The 22,764-nt window shown below is 67.7% G+C and carries 19 protein-coding genes and 3 rRNA genes; 13 read left to right on the top strand and 9 right to left on the bottom strand.

The genetic code is table 11. The annotated features are described in order from the left end of the window. The first annotated feature begins 75 nt into the window (after positions 1-75). From ACRAS8_RS15400 to ACRAS8_RS15390, 3 genes are read left to right on the top strand one after another with little or no spacing between them, the layout of a single operon-like run. Positions 76-690 carry a TetR/AcrR family transcriptional regulator gene (locus ACRAS8_RS15400; protein ID WP_438486620.1) on the top strand — a complete coding sequence of 205 codons (615 nt, stop codon included), beginning with the start codon at positions 76-78 and terminating at the stop codon, positions 688-690. Positions 691-743: 53 nt separating this feature from the next. Continuing rightward, positions 744-1,436 (top strand): VC0807 family protein, encoded by a 693-nt coding sequence (locus tag ACRAS8_RS15395; protein ID WP_438486619.1) that lies wholly within the window; start codon positions 744-746, stop codon positions 1,434-1,436. Continuing rightward, a complete protein-coding gene (locus tag ACRAS8_RS15390) occupies positions 1,436-2,176 on the top strand; it encodes an SDR family NAD(P)-dependent oxidoreductase (RefSeq protein WP_438486618.1) in 741 nt (246 codons plus the stop codon). The genes ACRAS8_RS15395 and ACRAS8_RS15390 overlap by 1 nt, the downstream gene beginning before the upstream one ends. An 89-nt stretch (positions 2,177-2,265) precedes the next feature. Here ACRAS8_RS15390 and ACRAS8_RS15385 read toward each other — a convergent pair whose 3' ends face one another. The 7 genes from ACRAS8_RS15385 to ACRAS8_RS15355 form a co-directional block, all read right to left on the bottom strand. Further along, a complete protein-coding gene (locus ACRAS8_RS15385; RefSeq protein ID WP_438486617.1) occupies positions 2,266-2,844 on the bottom strand; it encodes a hypothetical protein in 579 nt (192 codons plus the stop codon). A gap of 27 nt (positions 2,845-2,871) precedes the next feature. Next, entirely contained in the window at positions 2,872-4,002 is a 1,131-nt protein-coding gene (locus ACRAS8_RS15380) for a WXG100 family type VII secretion target (RefSeq protein WP_438486616.1), read from the bottom strand. Between the two features lie 5 nt (positions 4,003-4,007). Then, positions 4,008-4,322: a WXG100 family type VII secretion target gene (locus ACRAS8_RS15375; RefSeq protein WP_438486615.1), complete on the bottom strand. Its 315-nt coding sequence runs from the start codon at positions 4,320-4,322 to the stop codon at positions 4,008-4,010. Then, positions 4,319-4,732 (bottom strand): WXG100 family type VII secretion target, encoded by a 414-nt coding sequence (locus ACRAS8_RS15370; protein ID WP_438486614.1) that lies wholly within the window; start codon positions 4,730-4,732, stop codon positions 4,319-4,321. The genes ACRAS8_RS15375 and ACRAS8_RS15370 overlap by 4 nt, the downstream gene beginning before the upstream one ends. A 1-nt stretch (position 4,733) precedes the next feature. Next, positions 4,734-5,045, bottom strand: coding sequence for an ESX-1 secretion-associated protein (locus ACRAS8_RS15365; RefSeq protein ID WP_438486613.1), 312 nt, complete (start codon positions 5,043-5,045; stop codon positions 4,734-4,736). A gap of 134 nt (positions 5,046-5,179) precedes the next feature. Further along, complete coding sequence (locus ACRAS8_RS15360) at positions 5,180-5,542, bottom strand: zinc ribbon domain-containing protein YjdM (RefSeq protein WP_438486612.1); 363 nt, start codon at positions 5,540-5,542, stop codon at positions 5,180-5,182. Between the two features lie 118 nt (positions 5,543-5,660). Beyond that, positions 5,661-8,066, bottom strand: a complete 2,406-nt coding sequence (locus ACRAS8_RS15355; RefSeq protein WP_438486611.1) for a protein kinase domain-containing protein — start codon at positions 8,064-8,066, stop codon at positions 5,661-5,663. Between the two features lie 243 nt (positions 8,067-8,309). Between ACRAS8_RS15355 and ACRAS8_RS15350 the strand changes: the two genes are divergently transcribed. From ACRAS8_RS15350 to sigJ, 4 genes are all read left to right on the top strand, one after another. After that, the gene (locus ACRAS8_RS15350; RefSeq protein WP_438486610.1) at positions 8,310-8,603 is read left to right on the top strand and encodes an SH3 domain-containing protein; all 294 of its coding nucleotides are present in this window, start codon (positions 8,310-8,312) and stop codon (positions 8,601-8,603) included. Between the two features lie 31 nt (positions 8,604-8,634). Further along, positions 8,635-9,180 carry a hypothetical protein gene (locus ACRAS8_RS15345; RefSeq protein WP_438486609.1) on the top strand — a complete coding sequence of 182 codons (546 nt, stop codon included), beginning with the start codon at positions 8,635-8,637 and terminating at the stop codon, positions 9,178-9,180. 183 nt (positions 9,181-9,363) lie between these two features. After that, on the top strand, positions 9,364-10,137 hold the full coding sequence (locus tag ACRAS8_RS15340; protein WP_438486608.1) for a class I SAM-dependent methyltransferase: 774 nt from the start codon (positions 9,364-9,366) through the stop codon (positions 10,135-10,137). 167 nt (positions 10,138-10,304) lie between these two features. Then, positions 10,305-11,270 (top strand): RNA polymerase sigma factor SigJ, encoded by a 966-nt coding sequence (gene sigJ / locus ACRAS8_RS15335; RefSeq protein ID WP_438486607.1) that lies wholly within the window; start codon positions 10,305-10,307, stop codon positions 11,268-11,270. A 66-nt stretch (positions 11,271-11,336) separates the two neighbouring features. Here the strand turns inward: sigJ and ACRAS8_RS15330 are convergent, their stop codons facing one another. Continuing rightward, the gene (locus ACRAS8_RS15330) at positions 11,337-12,764 is read right to left on the bottom strand and encodes a M1 family metallopeptidase (RefSeq protein WP_438486606.1); all 1,428 of its coding nucleotides are present in this window, start codon (positions 12,762-12,764) and stop codon (positions 11,337-11,339) included. Positions 12,765-13,046: 282 nt separating this feature from the next. Between ACRAS8_RS15330 and proC the strand changes: the two genes are divergently transcribed. The 4 genes from proC (at position 13,047) to rrf (ending at position 20,074) form a co-directional block, all read left to right on the top strand. Continuing rightward, a complete protein-coding gene (gene proC, locus ACRAS8_RS15325; protein ID WP_438486605.1) occupies positions 13,047-13,859 on the top strand; it encodes a pyrroline-5-carboxylate reductase in 813 nt (270 codons plus the stop codon). A 1,069-nt stretch (positions 13,860-14,928) separates the two neighbouring features. Beyond that, positions 14,929-16,457, top strand: a 16S ribosomal RNA gene (locus ACRAS8_RS15320). A gap of 302 nt (positions 16,458-16,759) precedes the next feature. Beyond that, positions 16,760-19,886, top strand: a 23S ribosomal RNA gene (locus tag ACRAS8_RS15315). Between the two features lie 71 nt (positions 19,887-19,957). Then, positions 19,958-20,074 (top strand): 5S ribosomal RNA (gene rrf, locus ACRAS8_RS15310). The 16S, 23S and 5S rRNA genes sit together here, the layout of an rRNA operon. A gap of 84 nt (positions 20,075-20,158) precedes the next feature. On the opposite strand, the gene ACRAS8_RS15305 is transcribed toward rrf, so the two are convergent. Beyond that, positions 20,159-20,827 (bottom strand): 4'-phosphopantetheinyl transferase family protein, encoded by a 669-nt coding sequence (locus tag ACRAS8_RS15305; protein WP_438486604.1) that lies wholly within the window; start codon positions 20,825-20,827, stop codon positions 20,159-20,161. Between the two features lie 158 nt (positions 20,828-20,985). On the opposite strand from ACRAS8_RS15305, the gene ACRAS8_RS15300 reads away from it, so the two are divergent. Together ACRAS8_RS15300 and ACRAS8_RS15295 are read left to right on the top strand one after the other, a co-directional pair. Next, entirely contained in the window at positions 20,986-22,011 is a 1,026-nt protein-coding gene (locus ACRAS8_RS15300) for a saccharopine dehydrogenase (protein WP_438490495.1), read from the top strand. Then, a complete protein-coding gene (locus tag ACRAS8_RS15295) occupies positions 22,008-22,652 on the top strand; it encodes a TetR/AcrR family transcriptional regulator (RefSeq protein ID WP_018541459.1) in 645 nt (214 codons plus the stop codon). The genes ACRAS8_RS15300 and ACRAS8_RS15295 overlap by 4 nt, the downstream gene beginning before the upstream one ends. The last annotated feature ends 112 nt before the right edge of the window (positions 22,653-22,764 follow it).

The raw sequence follows: 22,764 nt of genomic DNA, 5'->3' as shown, positions 1-22,764 counted from the left end.
GGCAAAGTATCCGGCGATCACTGATTCAGGTGCGCTAGGATTTATCTAAGTAGATAAATCCTAGCGGGGAAGGTCATGGCGCAGACCGGGAAGACGGAGCGGACGTTCACCAACGCGGCGCGGAGGGCGCAGATCGTGGCGGCGGCGATCGAGACGATCGCCGAACTCGGCTACGCCAAGGCGTCGTTCGCCAAGATCACTGAGCGGGCCGGGCTGAGCAGCCCGCGGATGATCTCGTACCACTTCGCCGACAAGGACGATCTGATGCACCAGATCGTGCGGGAGGTGTTCACGGCCGGGGCGGAGTTCATCGGCGCCCGGATGGCGGCGGAGGAGACGGTGGCCGGCAAGCTGCGCGCGTATCTGGAGGCCAATCTGCAATTCCTGCGCGAGCACCCGCGGGAGATGGTGGCGCTCACCGAGATCGGACCGCATGCACGTGATGCGGGCGGAGCGCCGTACACGTCGCAGGGCGCGCAGGAACCGAGCGTGCGCGGGCTGGAGGAGCTGCTGGTGGCGGGGCAGCGCAGCGGTGAGTTCCGCGACTTCGACGTCCGTTCGATGGCGGTGTTGATCCGCGGTGCCGTCGACGCTGCGGCCCAGCGGCTGCGCGGGGAGCCGGGGCTGGACTTCGATGCGTACACCCGCGAGCTGGTCACCGCGTTCGCGCTGGCCACCCGCTCCGCCTGACCCCGCCGCTCGGACACCCGCCCTTGAGAATCCACGTTCAGGAAGGTTGTGTTGTGGCAGAGAGCTCAGTCGCGCAGCGCCCCGCACGGTCCGGCGGGGGCTTGAGCCGCGTCCTGCTGGTCCATGTGATCGTTCCGCTCGCCCTCTTCTATGGTCTGCGCTGGTTGGGGGTGAACCAGTTCCTCGCGCTGCTGGCCGGTGCCGTGATTCCCGCAGCCGGCATGGTCCGTGGCCTCGTCACCGAACGCCGGATCGGTGGGTTGCAGCTCTTCATGCTCGGCGCGATGGGCCTGAGCGTGGCGATGTCGTTCGTCACCGGCAGCCCGCGGCTGCTGCTGATCCGCAACGGCTGGGGCATGGCCGCGATCGGGTTGTGGATGCTGTGCACCCTGCTGTCCCGGCGGCCGTTTCTCTACGAGGCGACCCGGATCGTCGTGGACGAGGACAAGCAGCGGACGCTGAAAGCCTGTTGGGAGCGGTTTCCGGCGTTCCGCCGGATGCTGTGGATCTGCAGCGCGGTCTGGGGCGTTGCCTGCCTGATCGACAGCGCGGTGCGGGTCGTCTTGGCGATGACCCTGCCCGTCGACCTGGTGCCGCTCCTCGACGATGTGCTGCTGGGGGTGACCCTGCTGGCAATCCTGGCCTTCCAGCGGTTCTACGGGCGTGCCTACCTGCGCCGCAACGGGCTGCACAGCCGCGGCCTGACGATCACGCCCATCGCCGCCACCGCCGGGCAGACGGCGTGATGGCCGAACAGACCGAGGGCAGGGTCGCGCTGATCACCGGCGGCGCCTCGGGCATCGGAGCCGCCACCGCGCGGCGGCTGGCTTGCCGGGGATGGCGCGTGGTCGTCGCCGACACCGACACCACCCGCGCCACAGCTGTCGCCGGAGAGTGCGGCGCACTCTTCGTCGCCACCGACGTCGCCTCGCCCGACGACAACGAGCACGTCATGGCGCGCACCGTCGAGGAGTTCGGCCGACTCGACGCGGTCATGCTCAACGCCGCGATAGCGGGCCAATGCGGGCTGGACGACTTCACGCCGCAACGCTACCGAGACACGATGCGTACCGACCTGGACAGCGTCGTCTACGGTCTGCACGCCGCCCTGCCCCGGCTGCGGCAGCAGGGTGGCGGGCACATCGTCGTCACCGGCAGCATCGCGGGGCTGACCGGCTCACCCGACGTCTTCTACGCCACCGCCAAACACGCCCTCATCGGACTGGTCCGCTCAGCCGCACCACTACTGGAAGCGGACCATATCCGCCTCAACATCGTCTGCCCCGGACTGGTGGACACCCCCGCCCTCACGTGGCTACGCACCGCCCTGCTCACAAACGGACTACTGCTCGCTGATCCCGACGAGGTCGCCGCCACCATCGAGGCCCTCCTCGACGACGAACACACCGGCCGCGTCTGGACCGTCCAGGCGGGCCTACCCGCTACGCCCGTCGAGTGGCCCACGATCCCGCTCGCAACACGGTAAAGACCACAGCTGCGACCGGCCGGCTTCAGGGGCATCCTGGCTCACGGCCGCCCCGGCTCGTTCCGCACCCGCCACATTCCCGTGTGCCTTTAACTCCACACGTCCGCCGGAAACTCGCCGACGATGTCTGCCATCGTCTCCGCGAGCCCGACGACTCGGTCGAATGGCTTGTAGTCGTGGATCCAGCCGATCATTTGGTTCTCGTGCAGTCGCCATCCCATCTTGGCTTCGGCCGTCATGCGGACTACTCGTTCCGTGACGACCGACTTGGCGAAGGCGTGGTCGACGGAGCACATGATCATGCGGGGTTTGCGGCGCGGGGGCAGGTAGACGGGGGGGCCGGCGCGGGGCGGGAGGGGGTCCGTATTGAGGCTGTAGACCAGCCTGCCTAGGGTGACTGCCGTGTCGGGGAGGTGTCCCAGGAGGGTCAGCACCGCGACCGAATAGTAGTAGGTGCCGTGTTGGCTGGCCCGGCACACAGCGGCGAGGTGGAAGAGCGTCGCCTCATATCCCCGTACCTGCCCTTGCAGTACGTGTCTGGTGTAGTTGCGTTGCGCGCCGAAGGGATAGGCGGGTCGCCCGAACTGGCGGTACCAGTCCGCGGATTCCCACTTCCGGTAGCCGTACCACGCGGGGTCCTGGCGATACTGACGAACGCTCTTCCACACTCGCCCCCACATTGCTGTCTGCTCCCCTCAGCCGTCGTAGGCGCCGTTGGGATCGGTCAGTGGAGAGCGAGGATTGTCGAACGGGTTGTCCGGATGGTCGGTGGTCTGATCAGTCTCGTTGGCGTTGAAGTCTCCGTACACCACGCCACTGGTGGCCGCTTGTCGTCCGCGATCGAAGTTCGGACCGGTATCGGGGTCGCGGTGCCGCCCCACTGCGCCGAATCCGCCGCGCTCGTACCAGGATTCGCCGGCGTGTCCTGCCCCTCCAGCCACCGCGCCGCCGAGGGCACTGGTGATCAGATCGGGGATGAGGCTGTCGGGTGTCTTGTCGCCCGCGTGGTTGTTGGCGATATCGACCCCGTCGGCCGCCATCTGGCCGGCCCCGCTGGTGACCGCACCGTGGGCCGACTGCCCCCAGAACCCCTCATTCCTGAAGGCCCTGCCGAGCCCGCCGGTCATATTGCGGCCCAGCGCCTTGCCGCCCGCTCCCAGCAAGGTGCCCGTGCCGCCGGCCATCGCCGCGTCCAGGAAGTCCTGCCCCACGTCGATGTCTTGGCCGGTGAACGCCTGGTTCAGCACGTTTCCGACGAAGTTACCCGCGGTGTTGGATGCGAAATCCAGGCCGATTTCCAGGAGTTTGTTGCTCTTCTCCAGTTCCCGAAGGGTCTTCAGGGCCGTTTCGATCTGCTTGAGCAGCCTGCCGAGCCGGGCAACGATGGTGCCCGCCTCGGCGACTTCGGCTGCGGCGCCGGCGGCAGCCACCGCGTCGGAAAAGCCAGCGGTGATGACGGTCAGCCCAAGGCCCACGGCCGCGGTGACCGCGAGTTCCTCCAGGACGTGCTCGACCTGTTTGTTGGTGTCCTCGATATGGTCCGCCGCCTGATCCAACTCCTTTGCCACTTCGTGGAATCTGGGCAGCGAGTGATCGAGCTGCTGTTTCGTGTGCGCCCAGTGCGCGCGGAATCCGGCGGCGGCCTGGCCGTCCCAATCGGACTTGTCCAGATCCTCCACCTGCCGGTTCAGATCCGCGCCCGCCGTCCGAAGGTCATCGGCCATCTCCCGCCAGGCCGCCGCGCACTTCCGCAGTACCTCGGGATTCCCGCCGGGCTTGAGGATGTTGAAGCTTTTCTCGATGTGCTGCTGCTGTTCCTCCGCCACGTCCGCTACGCCCCCTTGAACATGGTCGCGTGCTGCGCGTCGGTGAACTCGTACCCGGCGGCCGAGTGGTCGAGACCGCCGGCATATCCGGCCAGTTGCTTACGGAGCTGCTGGAGGCTGTGCACCGTGGCCTTCGTCATCTCCACGTACTGCGCCAGGGCTTCGGTGGATTCGCTGAGTACTCCGAACGCGTCGTCCACGTTCTCCGCCTTGTCGGCGAAGCGCGCGACCTGTTCGTCGAGCCGGTCGCCCGTGTTCGTGAAGTCCTTGGACAGTGCCCGGAGTTTGTCCGGGTGCACGGTGAAGTGTTCGTGCGTCATGAGTCGCCCCCCACTGGCTCTCCGCGATGAACGTGCTCTTCGTTGGCCTGCTCTGCGTTGGGCTGCTGGAGGGTGTCGGCGGTGTGGTCCAGCCGCTCGGCGACGATGGCGAAGTGCGGCAGGAGTTTCTCCGCCTGCCTTCTGGTGTTGGTCCAGCGGGCGCGGAAGGAATCGGAGGCCGCGCCGGTCCAGTTGTCGCCGAGGCGGGCGACCTCCTGGTCCTGGCCTTCGATCGTGGCCTTCAGGTCATGGGCCATGCGCCGCCAGGCTTCGGCGTAGGTCCGCAGGACGGACGGGTCGGCGCCGGTGGTGAACAGGTCGAGGGCCTTCTCGATCTGGTCGGTCTGGTCGGCCTGGCGGGTCCGGTCGTGCTGTTCGTGTTGCTTCTCTTGCTGCTGCTGGGTGGCCATGTCACTTCCCCCAGAGCTGGGTGCGCGCGTCTTCGGTGACCTGGTAGGAGGCGACGGCATCGTGCAGACCGGCGGTGTGGTCCCGTAAGGCCACGGATATCCCTTTGAGGGTTGTCGCCGTACGGCGGGTCAGCTCCATGTACGGGGAGAGGCCCGCGGCAGATTCGGGCGTCGCGTCGAGGGCATCGGTCATGCTCGCGGCTTGCGTGGCGAACTCGGCGACGCGACCGTCGAGTTGGTCGGCGGAGGAGGTGAAGCCCCTGGCCAGTGCGGTGACTGGTGCGGGACGGAAGGAGTAGGGCTTATGCGTCATTACCGGCCCCCGTGATGACATCGTAAACGATCATTACGACTGGGAGGCTAGGCCGGTGGACAGCATGGACGGGGCCCACCGGCGGTGGAATTCACGGACCCTTGACGCTGTGCCCAACTGCTGGGCGCGGCGGGTCAGGACTTCTTGACCACGCTGGACTTGAGCTGCATCGCGCCGAAGCCCTCGATCTTGCAGTCGATGTCGTGGCCGGCCACGCCTGACACGAGGCGGATGTTGCGCACCTTGGTGCCGGCTTTGATGCCGGTTGGGTGTCCCTTGACCTTGAGGGTCTTGACGACCGTGACGGTGTCGCCGTCGGCGAGGACGTTGCCGACCGCGTCCTTGATCACCTGGTCACCGCCCTCGCTGTCGCCGGCCGTGGGCTCGCCGGCCGCCGGCGACCACTCATGGCCGCACTCGGGGCATACGAGGAGTGCGCCCATCTCGTAGGTATACCCGCCGGAGCACTGGGGGCACGGCGGCAGGTTCTCGCTCATACCTGCAGTTTATTCCGGTTTTCCGGCCCTGGCCTCGGCTCCGGCTCTGGCCTCGGCTCCGGCCCTCGTCCCTGCCCGGGCCGTGCTGGAGGGAGGGCTTCACCAGCGTGCCGGGTTCTCACCACCGTGCCGGGTCCGCCGTCGATACGCCGAAGACCGTGCCGTCCGGGGAGGACGCGTAGATGTGGCCTTGGGCGGCGTCCAGGGTGGGGGCCGGGACGGCCTGGAGGAAGCCGTTGCGGCGGGTGGCGGTCAGGCGCGGCGGGGTCTGGCCGAGGAGGGCGCCGGAGGTGGTGTCGACGGCGAGCAGGCGGCCGTCGGCGGCGGTGAAGTAGAGGCGGTCGCCGCTGATGACGGGGGCCGAGCCGCGGCTGACGGACGTCTCGGTGTCCCAGGTGCGGGCGCCGACGGCCTGGAGGTCGCCGCCCTCGGCGAGGAGGTAGGCGGTTTCGCCGTGGACGGCGGCGGAGACACCGTGCAGGGGCGCCGCGAGCGGGAGCTTCCGGGTGCGGCGGGTGGCCGGGTCGAAGCGGAGTACGCCGGTGACGGAACCGTCGTAGGTGGGGTCGCCGATAGTGAGGAAGAGGGCGCCGGTGGTGGTGGGGCCGGCGAGGGTGAGGGTGCCGGGGAGGCGGTGGGACCAGTGGACCGCGCCGTCGGAGGGGTTGATGGCGGTGAGTTGGGTGGTGGGGGCGGGGCCGGTGGTCAGGGTTTCGGCGGCGTAGGCGGTGTGCGGGTCGCCGTAGAGGGTGAAGTGGGGGAGGCGGTGGCCGGGGAAGCGCTTGCGCCACCGCTGGGTGTGCGTGGTGGTGTCCAGGGCGGTGATCGTGCCGTCGACGGCGGTGAGGAGGATGCGGTCGCCGACCACCGCGGCGCCGCCCTCGTAGGGGGAGACGTCCAGGCTCCAGCGGAGGGCGCCGTTGCCGTGCGGCGACGGGTCGAGGGCCAGCAGGCGCTTGCCGTCGGCGGTGAAGACGTAGAGGAAGCCGCCGGAGAGGACGGGAGCGGTCGGGGAGACGGCTACCGGGCCTGCGGGGGCGCCCTTGTGACGCCATGTCACTTCGCCGGTGCCGGGGGCGAGGCGGGCCGCCGGCATGCCGGACTGGCCGCAGAAGACGGCGTCGGCGCCGGCCGTGCAGTAGGGCATCTCGGCGTCATGACCGGCGGGCCGTTCGACGATCGTGGTGCGCCAGGGGTGGAAGGTGGTGCGCGGGACGCGTGAGGCGTGGGTCTGGAGGGCCGGGTCGTCGTCGGAGGAGGGGGCCAGGGCCCAGGTGGCGGCCGCCGCGACGGCGACGGCGGCGGCGAGGGCCGTGGCGGCCCAGAGGAGGCGTCGGGCCTTCCGGGAGCGGCTGGTCGGGGGGCTCTTGCGGGGGGTCTTCCCGCGGGCGTTCCCGGAGTCGGGTCCGGCGTCGCGTCGGGCGTCTCGTACGGAATCTCGGCTGGGGGCTTCCCCGGCGACGGTCCCCGCGGCTTCCTCTGTAGGGGACGGGCCCCCTGTACGGGCCGGGCCCGCACTACGGGAAACGTCCGGGTTACGGGAGACATCCGGCGTACGTGCGCGGACATGGGTCGTCTCGGCGCGCGGCGGGGTGGACTCGGCGCGGACCGGCTGCCACGGTGCGGGTATCCGGGTGCCGGTGACCGTCTCCGGCAGCGCCTCGCCGTGGGACGCGAGGTCGGCCGGCAGCGTCATCGGCGCGTCCGTGCACAGCAGTTGCATCAGCCGGTCCGGCGTCGGGCGGTCCGCCGGGTCCTTGGCCAGGCAGCTCTCGACCAGCGGGACGAGTTCGTCCGGTACGCCGGACAGCTCCGCCTCGTCGTGCACCACCTGGTACGCGACGAGATACGGGCTCTCGGAGTCGAACGGGCCGCGGCCGGTGGCGGCGTGCACCAGCACCGAGCCGAGCGCGAAGACGTCCGCGGCGGGGCCGACCTCGCGCGGCCGCTGGAACTGCTCGGGCGCCATGAACGGCGGGGTCCCGATCAACTTCCCGGTCTCGGTGCGCATCTCGCTGTCGTTGGGGCGCGAGATGCCGAAGTCGATGACCTTGGGGCCGTCGGCGGCGAGCAGCACGTTGCCGGGCTTGAGGTCGCGGTGCACCACGCCCGCGCGGTGGATGTCGCGCAGCGCCTCGGCGAGCCCGGCGCCCAGCTGCCGCACCTCGGCGGGGGCCAGCGGGCCGTTCCGCTTCACATGGGCGGAGAGGGTCGGGCCGGCGATGTGGAGGGTCGCCATCCAGGGGCGTTCGGCGTCCGGGTCGGCGTCCACGACGGGGGCCGTGAAGGCGCCGCTGACCCGCCGGGCGGCGGCCACCTCCTGGCGGAACCGCCCCCGGAACTCCGGGTCTTGGGCGAACTCGGCGTGCACGACCTTGACCGCGAGCAGCAGTCCGGAGGAGGACCGGGCCAGGTGGACCACGCCCATTCCGCCGGAGCCGAGCCGCGCCTCCAGACGGTATTGCCCGGCGTATTCCGGACGCTCCGCTTCCGGGCCGGACCCGGAATCGCGCAGCGGCGGCATCGTTCCACCCCCGTGTCTCCCCGTGCGAAGCGCTGTGCTGTTCGCTGTTGCTTTTCGGCGTGCGTTTCGGTGTGCGTTTCGGTGTGCTTTTCGGTCGCAAGTGCGACGCGCGGAGCCTAGTCCATGGCACGTCCGGGACGGGTGAGGCTTGCTAGCGTGCGCGTCGTGGGCATCGAACGGATGCCCGGCTACGCACTGCCCCCGGCAACGGCGGGCAGCCATCCGTCAACGGGGGGAAGCAGCATGACCACGCAGGATTTCCAGGGGAGCGCCGGATCGGACGCGGGGACGACCTACCCGGTCGCGCCCGGCTACCGCGTCAACGTCCGCCAGGGCGCGGGCACCAACACCGCGCTGGTCCGGCAGCTGCCGGTGGGCGCGCGTGTCCAGATCCGCTGCCAGATGCGCGGCCAGTGGGTCGTCGGCCCGTACGGCACCTCCAACCTCTGGGACAACATCGGGCCCGGCGAGTACGTCTCCGACACCTATGTCCACACCGGCAGTAGCGGGATGGTCGCGCCCAGCTGCGTCAACTGACGCCGTCCGGCGCCCGGGGATAATCGAGGGCATGAGCGACACGCAGCGGTCCGTGGCCCCGGGCGAGCCGGAGCCGGAGGAGATCCGTTTCTTCGGCACCACCTGGGTCGAGCACGACGGCGGCTACGGGCTGCGCCGGGTCGGTGTCGCGGTGGGGTCGCTGGTGCTCGCCGCGCTCGGCGGGCTGGTGCTGCGGTTCGCCTTCCAGGGGCTGGAACAGGCTGCCGTCGGCGGGTTCGTGAACGTGCTGGTGGTGGTCGGCGTCGCGGTGTGCAGCGCGCTGGCGTTCCGCCGCACCTGGGACGGGTTCGCGCGCCGCTCGGACCTGCCGGCCGACAGCGCCTCCGAGCGCTCCATGCAGAGCCTGATGCTGATCGGCTTCCTCGGCGCGCTGCTCGCCTACTTCTGCCGCAGCCTGACCGAGGCGCCAGGTGAGAAGCTCCGCCGCGCCGAGTACGAGGCGGCGCGGGAACGGCACGCCCGCCGCCGCGAATCCCGCGCGGGGAACCCGGCGGCGCGTGCGTCGAGGGGCACGGGGACACCGAAGGGCAAGGGGACGGGGAAGAAGCGCCGTTAGGGGCCGTTAGGGGCTGGGCTCGGCGCCCGGCTGGGCTCGGCGCCCCGAAGCCGCCGTGCCGTTCTTCCGGGCGCCGCCGTGGGCAGGATGCCTGCCATGACGTCACCGCAGTCGCCACAGCCACAGTCGTCATCACAGTCACAGTCACAGCCACAGGCGCAGCCGCAGCAGTCGGCACGGCAGATGTCCGGGCCGCCCGAGCGCACCACCCACGCCTTCGACTCCGTCGCCGCGCAGTACGCGGCCGCCCGGCCCGGCTATCCGCCGGCCCTGTTCGACGCCGTCGAGGAGCTGGCCGGGTGGCCGCTCGCCGGCGCCCGGGTGCTGGACGTCGGCGCCGGGACCGGGATCGCGAGCGGGCTGCTCCGGGCGCGCGGCGCACGGGTCACGGCCGTCGAGCCGGGCGCGGCGATGGCCGCCGAACTGCGTGCCGGGCACCCGGGGATCCCGCTGGTGCGGGCCGGCGGCGACGCGCTGCCGTTCGCCGACGAGGCCGGCTTCGACCTCGTCGGCTATGCGCAGGCGTGGCACTGGACCGACCCGGCCCGTTCGGTCCCGGAGGCGATGCGGGTGCTGCGGCCGGGCGGTGCGTTGGCGCTGTGGTGGAACGTGCCCGACCCGGACGTCCCGTGGGCCGCCGCCCAGGAGGCCCGGCTCGCCCGCCGGCTCCCCGGTTACTACGCCCACGGCGCCGCGCCCGAGGCCCCCGAGGTGATCCGTGGCCTGGGGCTGGGCCTGCGCCCGGAGACGAGGGTGCTGCACTGGACCCGTACCGTCCCGCTCGCCACCCATCTCGCGATGCTCGGCAGCCGCTCGTACTTCGCCGTGCTCGGGCCGGAGGCCGCCGCGCCCGTTCTGGCGGACGAACGGGCCGCGCTCCTGGAGGTCTTCTCGGACGGCCGGGTCGAGGAGGCGTACGCGCTCGACCTCACCGTCGTCCGGCGGCCTGGCCCCTGACCTCCCAGCCCTGAGCTTTCACCCCTGGCCCCCCGCCCCTGATCCCCCGTCAGTTCGCACCCGGCCCCGGACCCCGCTTGTCACACTCCACCCCGTAGCGTCGTCCCCGTCCCGGAGGCCGCCGGTGAACGGGCCGCGGCCGAGGGCCAGGGAGGCGGGAGCAGACGATGGCGGAGCGGGGACGCGGGGCGGCGGACGAGCGGGTCCGGGCGGAGCGGCTGGCGCAGTTCGAGGAGCACCGGGGCCGGCTGTGGGCCGTGGCGTACCGGATCATGGGGACGGTCAGCGACGCCGACGACGCGGTGCAGGAGACCTGGCTGCGCTGGCAGGCACTGCCCGCCGAGCCGCCGGTGGAGAGCCCGCGCGGCTTCCTCACCACCGTGGTCAGCCGGATCTGCTACGACCTGCTGGGCTCGGCCCGGGCCCGCCGCGAGCTGTATGTCGGGCCGTGGCTGCCGGAGCCGGTGTTCGGGGGCGCCGCCGGCGGGCCCGCGGGGGTGGGCGGCACCGGTGTGCCGGACGGCCCCGAGGACCGGGTGACCCTCGACGAGTCCGTGGGCATGGCGCTGCTGACCGTCCTGGAGCGGCTCACCCCGGCCGAGCGGACCGCGTTCGTCCTGCACGACGTTTTCGCGGTGCCGTTTCCGGAGATCGCCGAGGCGGTCGGCCGCACTCCGGACTCGGTGCGGCAGCTGGTCTCCCGCGCCCGCCGCCGGGTGCGGGCCGAGGCGCCGCGCCGCACCGTCGACGCGGCCGAGCACCGGCGCACCGTCGAGGCGTTCCTCTCCGCCGTCATGGGCGGGGACTTCGAGGCGCTGCTGAACGTCCTCGACCCGGAGGTGGTGTGGCGCTCGGACGGCGGCGGCAAGGTGTCCGCGGCACGCCGGCCGGTGCTGGGCCGGGAGAAGGTCGCCCGCTTCGTCTGGGGCCTGGTCACCCGCGGCTTCGACCCGGCGGCCATGCGGCTGGACGTCCGGGAGGTCAACGGGGCACCGGGGATGGTCTTCACCGACGGGACGGGGGCGTACTCGGCCGGGGTGCTGTCCTTCACGGTGCACGGCGGGCTGATCACCGAGGTGGACGCCGTGCTCAACCCGGACAAGCTCGGGCACCTGGACCTCGGGGACCTTTGAGCCGGGTGGGCACGGGCGGGGCGCCGGTCGAGCGCCACGGGGCCGCCGCCCGCCCGCTCCTCGCGCTCAGGCCGCCTCGTACTCCCAGTCCGGCCGGCCCTCCCCGTAGAGCCAGTCGTCGAACAGGTCGGTCAGATCCTCGTCCGTGCGCTGCTCGCAGAAGGAGACGAAGTCCTCGCTGTCGGCGTTGGTGTGCCGGTACTTCTCCGGCCACTCCTTGAGGATCGAGAAGAACGTCTTGTCGCCGACGGCGTTCCGCAGCTGCTGAAGCACCATCGCGCCGCGCTCGTAGACCGGTGTCTCGGTGACGTCCCCCGGCGACGGAACCAGGCCCGGCGGGAAGTCCCAGCGGTCGTCGTTCTCGTCGGAGTCGTAGAGCGCGTCGAACTGCTGCTGCGGGGTGCGGCCGCCCTCGTGCTCCTCCCACAGCCACTCGGCATACGTGGCGAAGCCCTCGTTGAGCCAGGTGTCCCGCCAGGTCTTCGGCGTCACCGAGTCGCCGAACCACTGGTGGGCGGTCTCGTGCACCACCGTCGAGGTGTCCGGCGCCCCGGCGTAGACCGGCTTGGTCTGGGTCTCCAGCGCCCCCCAGTCGATCCGCTCCGGGGTGTGGTCGACTATCGCGCCGGCCGACGAGAACGGGTACGGGCCGAAGAGCTTGCTCTCCCACGCGACGATCTCCGGCAGCCGGGACAGCGGCTCCTTGCTGGCCTTCGCCTCCCGCGGGTCCACCGCGAGGTAGACGGGCAGCCCCTGCGGCGTACGGGACTCCTGGACGTCGAACCTGCCGATGGTCGCGGTGGCGAGGTAGCTGGCCATCGGTTCGGCGTTGTGCCACGCGTAGGTGGTCCGCCCGCCGGTGGTGCGCTTCGACTTCAACTCCCCGTTGGCGACTGCGGTGTAACCCTCCGGCACGGTGATCCGGAAGTCGTAGGCGGCCTTGTCGCTGGGGTGGTTGTTGCCGGGGAACCACGTCATCGTCCCGGCCGGCTCCCCGGAGACGAACGCGCCGTCGTCGGTCTTGACCCAGCCCTCCGAGCCGCCGCCCACGTCGTGCATCTCCTCCGGCGTCCCCCGGTAGCTGACGGTCGTCCGGAACTCGTCGCCCTTGCCTATCCCGGCGGACGGGCGGACCACCAGTTTGTGCCCCTTACGGCTGAAGTCGGCTTCCCGGCCGTCGACCCGGACGCCGGTCACCGTCATCCCCTGGAGGTCGAGCTGGAAGGAGCGCAGGTTCTCGTCCGCCTTGGCGGTGATCGCCGCGGTCCCGTCCAGGTGCCCCTTGGCCACGTCGTAACTGAGGTCGAGCCCGTAGTGGCGGACGTCGTAGCCGCCGTTGCCGAGCGCCGGGAAGACCGGATCGCCCACTCCGCCGCCGCCCGCCTTCCCCTTGACGGCGTTGCCGGCCTCGCTCCCGGACGTACAGGAGGACAGCAGCAGGGCGGCCGACAGCGCGGCGACGGCACCGCAGACACGGATGGGACGACGCTTCAAGGGGCTCCTCGGGCCGGGGACGGTGTGGACGGTGTGGACGGACAAGTTCACCGACCTTACGGTCAATTCCGGCAAAACCGAACGCCGCGCCTTACGAATGCGACGCGAATCACGCCGCGGAGCGGGGCGGACCGACGCATGAGGGCCGCCGGCGCCCGTCAGGACCACCGACGGCCGCGGGACCGCCCGCTCCATGGACGCCCACCACACGCCCCTCCCTTCCGGTCCCTTCCGGTGCGAGGATGACCCCGACAGCTCACGCACCACCGGCGAGGTGAACGCATGACCCAGAAGGTCGCCGTACTCGGCACCGGAAAAATCGGCGAAGCCCTGCTCAGCGGCATGATCCGCGGCGGCTGGGCACCCTCCGACCTGCTGGTCACCGCCCGCCGCCAGGAGCGCGCCGATCAGCTCCGCACCCGCTACGGCGTCGAGGCGGTCAGCAACGCCGAGGCCGCCAAGGCCGCCGACACCCTGATCCTCACCGTCAAGCCCCAGGACATGGGCGCCCTGCTGACGGAGCTGGCCCCGCACGTCCCCGCCGACCGCCTGGTGATCAGCGGCGCCGCCGGCATCCCGACCGCGTACTTCGAGGAGCGGCTGGCCCCCGACACCCCGGTCGTCCGGGTCATGACGAACACCCCCGCCCTCGTCGACGAGGCGATGTCCGTCATCTCCGCCGGCACCCACGCCACCGGCGCGCACCTCACCCTCGCCGAGGAGATCTTCGCGACCGTCGGCAAGACGCTGCGTGTCCCGGAGTCCCAGCAGGACGCCGCCACCGCCCTCTCCGGCTCCGGCCCGGCGTACTTCTACTTCCTCGTCGAGGCGATGACCGACGCCGGCATCCTGCTCGGCCTGCCCCGCGACAAGGCCCACGACCTGATCGTCCAGGCCGCCATCGGCGCCGCGGTGATGCTCCGCGACAGCGGTGAGCACCCCGTCAAGCTCCGCGAGAACGTCACCTCCCCCGCGGGCACCACCATCAACGCCATCCGCGAACTGGAGAACCACGGCGTACGCGCCGCCCTGATCGCCGCCCTCGAAGCCGCCCGAGACCGCAGCCGCGAACTAGCCACCGGCAACGGCAACTAACCCCCGGCTCCCTACACCTATGGGACCGGCCCCAGCAGCCCGGACCTCCTGCACCTCTCGGACCCCGCAGCCCCGGTTCCCTGCCCCCGCCGGTCCCGTGCTCCCGCCGGCTCGCTGCCGCCCCGGCCCCTGCGTAACGCCCTGGCCCCCTGCGGGAATACGCCCCGACCCCTCACCGTTGTGGCCCCGCAGGGGGCCCTCGCACCCCTTACGGGATCCGTTCCCCTTCCCTTACGGGCACGACAGCCGCGGCGGCCGTGGTCATGCATGCCCTACCCCTGCGGCCGCAGTCAGACGGATCACCACAGCTGTACGAGCACATGCGGTCAAGCCCTCAACGCACCCAGCCGCCCCTTCTCCCACAGGGGTTTGAAGCACCCCATCCGCTCGTGTAGTGTTCTCCGAGTTGTCACGGAGCCGACGGCCCCGGACAGCCATCCCGCCGCTTCGCGGCAACCCACTACTGCACGGCCCCTCAACGGGACTGAATTCCGCATGCCGAAATTCGTTCCGGACACCTGATTAGGCGTCACCGAGGAATTCCGCTAAAGTAGTGAACACCCCGCCGACAGGGGAATCGGATCGAAATTCGAACCGCCCGCAACTCACCGAGAAGCGGACCGGAACGGAAAGAAGATCTGATAAAGTCGGAAAGACCGGAAAGCGAAAGCGAAACGGCCGACCCCGCTCCAGCAGGGGGCCAGAGACGGAAACGGATCTGGTAAGGTTGGAACCGCGAGAAAGCCGAAAGGCCGGATCGCACCGGCGAAAATCAGAGCCGAAAGGATCTGATAGAGTCGGAGACGCAAGACCGAAGGGAAGCGCCCGGAGGAAGCCCGCAAGGGCAGGCCGAAGGAAGCGTCCGTTCCTTGAGAACTCAACAGCGTGCCAAAAGTCAACGCCAGATATGTTGATACCCCGTCTCCAACATCACGTTGGGACGAGGTTCCTTTGAAAGACCTTCCGACCTGTTCGGGAGGCACACACAGCGAGGACGCTGTGAACCGTCGGGATTATTCCTCCCGACGGTTCCGCTCTCGTGGTGTTTTACCCCGATCACGGGGAAGCATTCACGGAGAGTTTGATCCTGGCTCAGGACGAACGCTGGCGGCGTGCTTAACACATGCAAGTCGAACGATGAACCGGCTTCGGTCGGGGATTAGTGGCGAACGGGTGAGTAACACGTGGGCAATCTGCCCTTCACTCTGGGACAAGCCCTGGAAACGGGGTCTAATACCGGATATGACGCGCGACCGCATGGTCTGTGCGTGGAAAGCTCCGGCGGTGAAGGATGAGCCCGCGGCCTATCAGCTTGTTGGTGAGGTAATGGCTCACCAAGGCGACGACGGGTAGCCGGCCTGAGAGGGCGACCGGCCACACTGGGACTGAGACACGGCCCAGACTCCTACGGGAGGCAGCAGTGGGGAATATTGCACAATGGGCGAAAGCCTGATGCAGCGACGCCGCGTGAGGGATGACGGCCTTCGGGTTGTAAACCTCTTTCAGCAGGGAAGAAGCGCAAGTGACGGTACCTGCAGAAGAAGCGCCGGCTAACTACGTGCCAGCAGCCGCGGTAATACGTAGGGCGCGAGCGTTGTCCGGAATTATTGGGCGTAAAGAGCTCGTAGGCGGCTTGTCGCGTCGGATGTGAAAGCCCGGGGCTTAACCCCGGGTCTGCATTCGATACGGGCAGGCTAGAGTTCGGTAGGGGAGATCGGAATTCCTGGTGTAGCGGTGAAATGCGCAGATATCAGGAGGAACACCGGTGGCGAAGGCGGATCTCTGGGCCGATACTGACGCTGAGGAGCGAAAGCGTGGGGAGCGAACAGGATTAGATACCCTGGTAGTCCACGCCGTAAACGTTGGGAACTAGGTGTGGGCGACATTCCACGTCGTCCGTGCCGCAGCTAACGCATTAAGTTCCCCGCCTGGGGAGTACGGCCGCAAGGCTAAAACTCAAAGGAATTGACGGGGGCCCGCACAAGCAGCGGAGCATGTGGCTTAATTCGACGCAACGCGAAGAACCTTACCAAGGCTTGACATACACCGGAAACGTCTGGAGACAGGCGCCCCCTTGTGGTCGGTGTACAGGTGGTGCATGGCTGTCGTCAGCTCGTGTCGTGAGATGTTGGGTTAAGTCCCGCAACGAGCGCAACCCTTGTTCTGTGTTGCCAGCATGCCTTTCGGGGTGATGGGGACTCACAGGAGACTGCCGGGGTCAACTCGGAGGAAGGTGGGGACGACGTCAAGTCATCATGCCCCTTATGTCTTGGGCTGCACACGTGCTACAATGGCCGGTACAATGAGCTGCGATACCGCGAGGTGGAGCGAATCTCAAAAAGCCGGTCTCAGTTCGGATTGGGGTCTGCAACTCGACCCCATGAAGTCGGAGTTGCTAGTAATCGCAGATCAGCATTGCTGCGGTGAATACGTTCCCGGGCCTTGTACACACCGCCCGTCACGTCACGAAAGTCGGTAACACCCGAAGCCGGTGGCCCAACCCTTTGTGGGAGGGAATCGTCGAAGGTGGGACTGGCGATTGGGACGAAGTCGTAACAAGGTAGCCGTACCGGAAGGTGCGGCTGGATCACCTCCTTTCTAAGGAGCATCTAGGCAGTCGCAAGACTGTCCAGAGCCACTACGTCGGCGAGTGTTCGACGGTGGTTAGCTCATGGGTGGAACGTTGACTATTCGGCGCGATTGGTGAGGGTTCATTAGTACTGCTTCGGCGTGGAACGTGAGCTGTGAACTGGTCGGGTCGGGCACGCTGTTGGGTGTCTGAGGGTACGGACTACGGTCTGAACCTTCGCGATGCCGGCCCCAGTGAACTCAGCCTTCGGGTTGGGGTGGTGGGTGGCTGGTCGTTGCTTGAGAACTGCACAGTGGACGCGAGCATCTGTGGCCAAGTTTTTAAGGGCGCACGGTGGATGCCTTGGCACCAGGAACCGATGAAGGACGTGGGAGGCCGCGATAGGCCCCGGGGAGCTGTCAACCGAGCTTTGATCCGGGGGTGTCCGAATGGGGAAACCCGGCAGTCGTCATGGGCTGTCACCCGCTGCTGAACACATAGGCAGTGTGGAGGGAACGCGGGGAAGTGAAACATCTCAGTACCCGCAGGAAGAGAAAACAACCGTGATTCCGGGAGTAGTGGCGAGCGAAACTGGATGAGGCCAAACCGTATTGGTGTGATACCCGGCAGGGGTTGCCAGTGCGGGGTTGTGGGATCTCTTTTTTCTGCAGTCTGCCGGCTGTGGGACGAGTCAGAAACCGTTGATGTAGGCGAAGGACATGCGAAAGGTCCGGCGTAGAGGGTAAGACCCCCGTAGCTGAAACGTCAGCGGCTCGTTTGAGAGACACCCAAGTAGCACGGGGCCCGAGAAATCCCGTGTGAATCTGGCGGGACCACCCGTTAAGCCTAAATATTCCCTGGTGACCGATAGCGGATAGTACCGTGAGGGAATGGTGAAAAGTACCGCGGGAGCGGAGTGAAATAGTACCTGAAACCGTGTGCCTACAAGCCGTGGGAGCGTCGCGTTGAGTCTTTGGCTCAACGTCGTGACTGCGTGCCTTTTGAAGAATGAGCCTGCGAGTTAGCGGTGTGTAGCGAGGTTAACCCGTGTGGGGAAGCCGTAGCGAAAGCGAGTCCGAAGAGGGCGGTTTGAGTTGCACGCTCTAGACCCGAAGCGGAGTGATCTAGCCATGGGCAGGTTGAAGCGGAGGTAAGACTTCGTGGAGGACCGAACCCACCAGGGTTGAAAACCTGGGGGATGACCTGTGGTTAGGGGTGAAAGGCCAATCAAACTCCGTGATAGCTGGTTCTCCCCGAAATGCATTTAGGTGCAGCGTCGTGTGTTTCTTGCCGGAGGTAGAGCACTGGATAGGCGATGGGCCCTACCGGGTTACTGACCTTAGCCAAACTCCGAATGCCGGTAAGTGAGAGCGCGGCAGTGAGACTGTGGGGGATAAGCTCCATGGTCGAGAGGGAAACAGCCCAGAGCATCGACTAAGGCCCCTAAGCGTGTGCTAAGTGGGAAAGGATGTGGAGTCGCAGAGACAACCAGGAGGTTGGCTTAGAAGCAGCCATCCTTGAAAGAGTGCGTAATAGCTCACTGGTCAAGTGATTCCGCGCCGACAATGTAGCGGGGCTCAAGTACACCGCCGAAGTCGTGTCATTGCAGCATTACTCCTAACGGAGGCTGTGATGGGTAGGGGAGCGTCGTGTGCCGGGTGAAGCAGCCGCGGAAGCGAGTTGTGGACGGTTCACGAGTGAGAATGCAGGCATGAGTAGCGATACAAGAGTGGGAAACTCTTGCGCCGATTGACTAAGGGTTCCTGGGTCAAGCTGATCTGCCCAGGGTAAGTCGGGACCTAAGGCGAGGCCGACAGGCGTAGTCGATGGACAACCGGTTGATATTCCGGTACCCGCTTTGAAGCGCCCAGTACTGAATCAGGCGATGCTAAGTCCGTGAAGCCGCCCTGAGCTCTTCGGAGTGTAGGGGAGTGGTGGAGCCGACGGACCAGACTTGTAGTAGGTAAGCGATGGGGTGACGCAGGAAGGTAGTCCAGCCCGGGCGGTGGTTGTCCCGGGGTAAGGGTGTAGCCCGAGAGATAGGCAAATCCGTCTCTCATGTAAGGGTGAGACCTGATGCCGAGCCGATTGTGGTGAAGTGGATGATCCTATGCTGTCGAGAAAAGCCTCTAGTGAGTTTCAAGGCGGCCCGTACCCTAAACCGACTCAGGTGGTCAGGTAGAGAATACCGAGGCGTTCGGGTGAACTATGGTTAAGGAACTCGGCAAAATGCCCCCGTAACTTCGGGAGAAGGGGGGCCATTTCCGGTGATCACTCTTGCAGTGTGAGCTGGGGGTGGCCGCAGAGACCAGCGAGAAGCGACTGTTTACTAAAAACACAGGTCCGTGCGAAGCCGTAAGGCGATGTATACGGACTGACGCCTGCCCGGTGCTGGAACGTTAAGGGGACCGGTTAGCTCCATTTCGGTGGGGCGAAGCTGAGAACTTAAGCGCCAGTAAACGGCGGTGGTAACTATAACCATCCTAAGGTAGCGAAATTCCTTGTCGGGTAAGTTCCGACCTGCACGAATGGCGTAACGACTTCTCGACTGTCTCAACCATAGGCCCGGTGAAATTGCATTACGAGTAAAGATGCTCGTTTCGCGCAGCAGGACGGAAAGACCCCGGGACCTTTACTATAGCTTGATATTGGTGTTCGGTTCGGCTTGTGTAGGATAGGTGGGAGACTGTGAAGCGCCAACGCCAGTTGGTGTGGAGTCGTTGTTGAAATACCACTCTGGTCGTGCTGGATGTCTAACCTGGGTCCGTGATCCGGATCAGGGACAGTGTCTGGTGGGTAGTTTAACTGGGGCGGTTGCCTCCTAAAGGGTAACGGAGGCGCCCAAAGGTTCCCTCAGCCTGGTTGGTAATCAGGTGTTGAGTGTAAGTGCACAAGGGAGCTTGACTGTGAGACTGACGGGTCGAGCAGGTACGAAAGTAGGGACTAGTGATCCGGCGGTGGCTTGTGGAAGCGCCGTCGCTCAACGGATAAAAGGTACCCCGGGGATAACAGGCTGATCTTCCCCAAGAGTCCATATCGACGGGATGGTTTGGCACCTCGATGTCGGCTCGTCGCATCCTGGGGCTGGAGTCGGTCCCAAGGGTTGGGCTGTTCGCCCATTAAAGCGGTACGCGAGCTGGGTTTAGAACGTCGTGAGACAGTTCGGTCCCTATCCGCTGTGCGCGTAGGAGTCTTGAGAAGGGCTGTCCCTAGTACGAGAGGACCGGGACGGACGGACCTCTGGTGTGCCAGTTGTTCTGCCAAGGGCATGGCTGGTTGGCTACGTTCGGAAAGGATAACCGCTGAAAGCATCTAAGCGGGAAGCCTGCTTCGAGATGAGGGCTCCCTCCCACTTGATGGGGTAAGGCTCCCAGTAGATGACTGGGTTGATAGGCCAGATATGGAAGACCGGTAACGGTTGGAGTTGACTGGTACTAATAGGCCGAGGGCTTGTCCTCAGTTGCTCGCGTCCACTGTGTTGGTTCTGAAGCCACGAACAGACCAACGGTTGTTCTAAGTTTCATAGTGTTTCGGTGGTTTTAGCGTTAGGGAAACGCCCGGTTACATTCCGAACCCGGAAGCTAAGCCTTTCAGCGCCGATGGTACTGCAGGGGGGACCCTGTGGGAGAGTAGGACGCCGCCGAACAAATTTTGATAAAGCCTCGTTCCCCGAGTTTCGACTCGGGGGACGAGGCTTTTTTGCGTTGTGCCGCAGGGAAGCCCGGGTGGGTCAGGCGGGGCGGGGGACGGTGGTGGCGGTGAGGAGGATGCCGTGGGCGGTGTGCCAGCGGCCGGGGAGGACGGGAGCGGGGATGCCGGCCGTCCAGGGGAGGAGGAGACGGGCGGTGAAGGTGCGGGTGTCGGGGGTGAAGGTGATTTCGGCGTCATCGAACTGGAGAGGGCGGGGGGAGAGGGGGGCGCAGGTCTTGTAGACGGATTCCTTGGCGCTGAAGAGGAGGCGGTCCCAGGGGATGTCGGGGTGGGTGGTGGTGAGGTCCTGGAGGTGGGTGCGTTCGGTGGGGGTGGTGATGCCGTCGCGGACGACGGGGGGCAGGGGGGCGTGGGGTTCGGCGTCGATGCCCAGGTGGGGGAGGTCGGCGGTGCGGGCGACGGCGGCGGCGCGGTAGCCGTCGCAGTGGGTGATGCTGCCGGTGATGCCGGGGGGCCAGGCGGGGGCGCCGGTGGGGCCGGGCGGGACCGGGGTCGGGGGGAGGCCGAGGCGGGTGAGGGCGCGGTGGGCGCACTGGCGGGCGGTGACGAAGTCGCGGCGGCGCTTTTCGCCGGCGTGGGCGATCTCGCGTTCCTCGACGGGGAAGAGGCCGGTGGGGTCGGTGGGGGGTGGGTCACCGAGGGCGTCCTCGCCTACGGCGTGCGGGGGGAGGACGTGCTCGATGAGCATGGGGGGCTCAACTCCTCGGGTGGGGGCCGGAGGTGATGGCCCGTGGGGTGACGACTCTATGTGACGGGGGCGACAACGGCGGACGTTGCCGATTCTAGGTCGCGTGACCTAGTGTCTGCGGTGTGGACGATGACCTCCAGCTTGATGTGAATGGTCCGGTGCTCGTGGTCGGCGGTTATGGGACCGTCGGCGGCGATCTGACTCGGCTCGCCGCCCCCTCGTGGCCGTTACTGCTCACCGGGCGTACGCCCGGGAAGGGGCAGGTGCTGGCCGACGAGGTCGGGGCGGAGGTGCGGCGCTGGGACCTGAGCGATCCGGAGCCGTTCGCGGCGAAGGTGCGGGCCGTGATCAGCACGGTGAACGACCCGGACGACCGGGTGATGCTGGCCGCCATCCGGGGCGGGGTGCCGTATGTGGACATCACGCGGTGGACGGCGCGGTTGCAGCGGGCCACGGCGGTGGCGGCGGTGCATCCGCCGACCGCGCCGGTGCTGCTGTCGTCGAGCTGGATGGGCGGGGTCAGCGCACTGGTGACCGCGGCGCTGGCGGCCGAGCTGGGCGGGGCGGCCGGGGTGCAGATCGCCATCCGGTACGACCTGAAGGACCGGGCCGGCACCGACTCGGTGGAGTTCATGGACCGGCTGGGGCTGGACTACGAGGTCACGGAGAACGGCGAGCGGCGGATGATCATGCCGCTGAGCGATGCCGGGTTCGTGCAGATCGGCGAGCACCGGACCAAGGTGGCGCGGATCGACACGCCGGAGCAGTTCACGCTGCCGCTGGTGCTGGGGGTGGACACGGCGATCACCCGGATCGGGTTCAGTGCGAACTCGTCGACGTCCACGCTGCTGGCGCTGAAGAAGACCGGGTTCTTCCGGTGGGGGCGGGGCGACTCGTTCGAGAAGACGCGGCGCGGGATGCTGTACTCGCCGGGTGAGGGCGGCTGCGCGCTGCTGCGGATCGATGTCCGCGGGCGGGGCGGGGAGCGGCGTACCGCGGTGGTCAGGGATGACGCCGGGCAGGCCCATCTGACCGCGCTGGGCGGGCTGTTGGGGCTGCGTCGGGTGCTGGGTGCGGACGGCGCGAAGGCGCCCACCGGGGTGGTGTTCCCCGAGATGACGCCGGTGCCGCAGGATGTCCTCTCCGCGCTGGAGAAGGCAGGAGTCGAGGTCACGGTGTCATGAGCGAGGAGAAGGGCGGCGGCAAGCCGCAGCTGACGCGGCAGGGGAACCTGCGGCGGACGAGTCTGCTGGATGCCGCCGAGTCCGTACTGGTCGCCAAGGGCAACGCGGATGCGTCGCTGCGGGCCATCGCCGGTGAGGCGGGGGTGCGGGTCGGGCATCTGCAGCACTACTTCCCGACCCGGGCGGATCTGATAAAGGCCGTGCTGGAACGGGCGTTGGACCGCTCGCTGGAGCGGCTGGCGGAGACCACCGGGCTGCGGATGAGCCGGGCGGACCCGTCGGTGATCGAGGTGCCGGAGGGCGGCCGGGCGGAGCCCGCCGAGGTGGTCGCGGTGGTCCTGGCCGAGCAGGAGGACCCCCAGCTCGTCCGGCTGTATGTCGAGGTGTGGGCGCTGGCGGCGCGGGACGACGAGATCGCCGCGGTGGTCCGGGAGTTCTACCAGAAGTACGTGGCGCACGTTGAGGCGTATGTGCAGCAGGGGCGGCCGGAGTGGTCCGCCGGTTTCTGCCGGGCGCGGGCCGAGACGTTCGTGGCGTTGGTCGAGGGGGCGGCCCTGATGCGGTCGGGGATCGCCGGAAGCCGGTCGGGCGCGATGGACGAGCAACTCGCGCGGCAGGCCGTTCAGTTGCTGCGGGACTAGGTACGGCTGCTGCGGGACCAGGCACGTCCTGGGGCCCGGGCGTTTGTTTCAGCCGCCGGACGTCGGTGGCCGGTGTGTTTCAGCCGTCGGACAGCGGTGTCCGGGGCGGTTT

The organism is Streptomyces sp. S186 (assembly GCF_051603415.1).
Lineage (GTDB): Bacteria > Actinomycetota > Actinomycetes > Streptomycetales > Streptomycetaceae > Streptomyces.
This window is presented reverse-complemented; position numbering and strand designations above follow the sequence as displayed.

Coding starts and splice junctions, on each gene's coding strand:
- sigJ (WP_438486607.1), top strand. CDS start 10,305: ATGGCGGAGCGGGGACGCGGGGCGGCGGACGAGCGGGTCCGGGCGGAG.
- ACRAS8_RS15355 (WP_438486611.1), bottom strand. CDS start 8,066: ATGCCGCCGCTGCGCGATTCCGGGTCCGGCCCGGAAGCGGAGCGTCCG.
- ACRAS8_RS15390 (WP_438486618.1), top strand. CDS start 1,436: ATGGCCGAACAGACCGAGGGCAGGGTCGCGCTGATCACCGGCGGCGCC.
- ACRAS8_RS15350 (WP_438486610.1), top strand. CDS start 8,310: ATGACCACGCAGGATTTCCAGGGGAGCGCCGGATCGGACGCGGGGACG.
- ACRAS8_RS15345 (WP_438486609.1), top strand. CDS start 8,635: ATGAGCGACACGCAGCGGTCCGTGGCCCCGGGCGAGCCGGAGCCGGAG.
- ACRAS8_RS15340 (WP_438486608.1), top strand. CDS start 9,364: ATGTCCGGGCCGCCCGAGCGCACCACCCACGCCTTCGACTCCGTCGCC.
- ACRAS8_RS15375 (WP_438486615.1), bottom strand. CDS start 4,322: ATGACGCACGAACACTTCACCGTGCACCCGGACAAACTCCGGGCACTG.
- proC (WP_438486605.1), top strand. CDS start 13,047: ATGACCCAGAAGGTCGCCGTACTCGGCACCGGAAAAATCGGCGAAGCC.
- ACRAS8_RS15365 (WP_438486613.1), bottom strand. CDS start 5,045: ATGACGCATAAGCCCTACTCCTTCCGTCCCGCACCAGTCACCGCACTG.
- ACRAS8_RS15370 (WP_438486614.1), bottom strand. CDS start 4,732: ATGGCCACCCAGCAGCAGCAAGAGAAGCAACACGAACAGCACGACCGG.
- ACRAS8_RS15360 (WP_438486612.1), bottom strand. CDS start 5,542: ATGAGCGAGAACCTGCCGCCGTGCCCCCAGTGCTCCGGCGGGTATACC.
- ACRAS8_RS15400 (WP_438486620.1), top strand. CDS start 76: ATGGCGCAGACCGGGAAGACGGAGCGGACGTTCACCAACGCGGCGCGG.
- ACRAS8_RS15295 (WP_018541459.1), top strand. CDS start 22,008: ATGAGCGAGGAGAAGGGCGGCGGCAAGCCGCAGCTGACGCGGCAGGGG.
- ACRAS8_RS15305 (WP_438486604.1), bottom strand. CDS start 20,827: ATGCTCATCGAGCACGTCCTCCCCCCGCACGCCGTAGGCGAGGACGCC.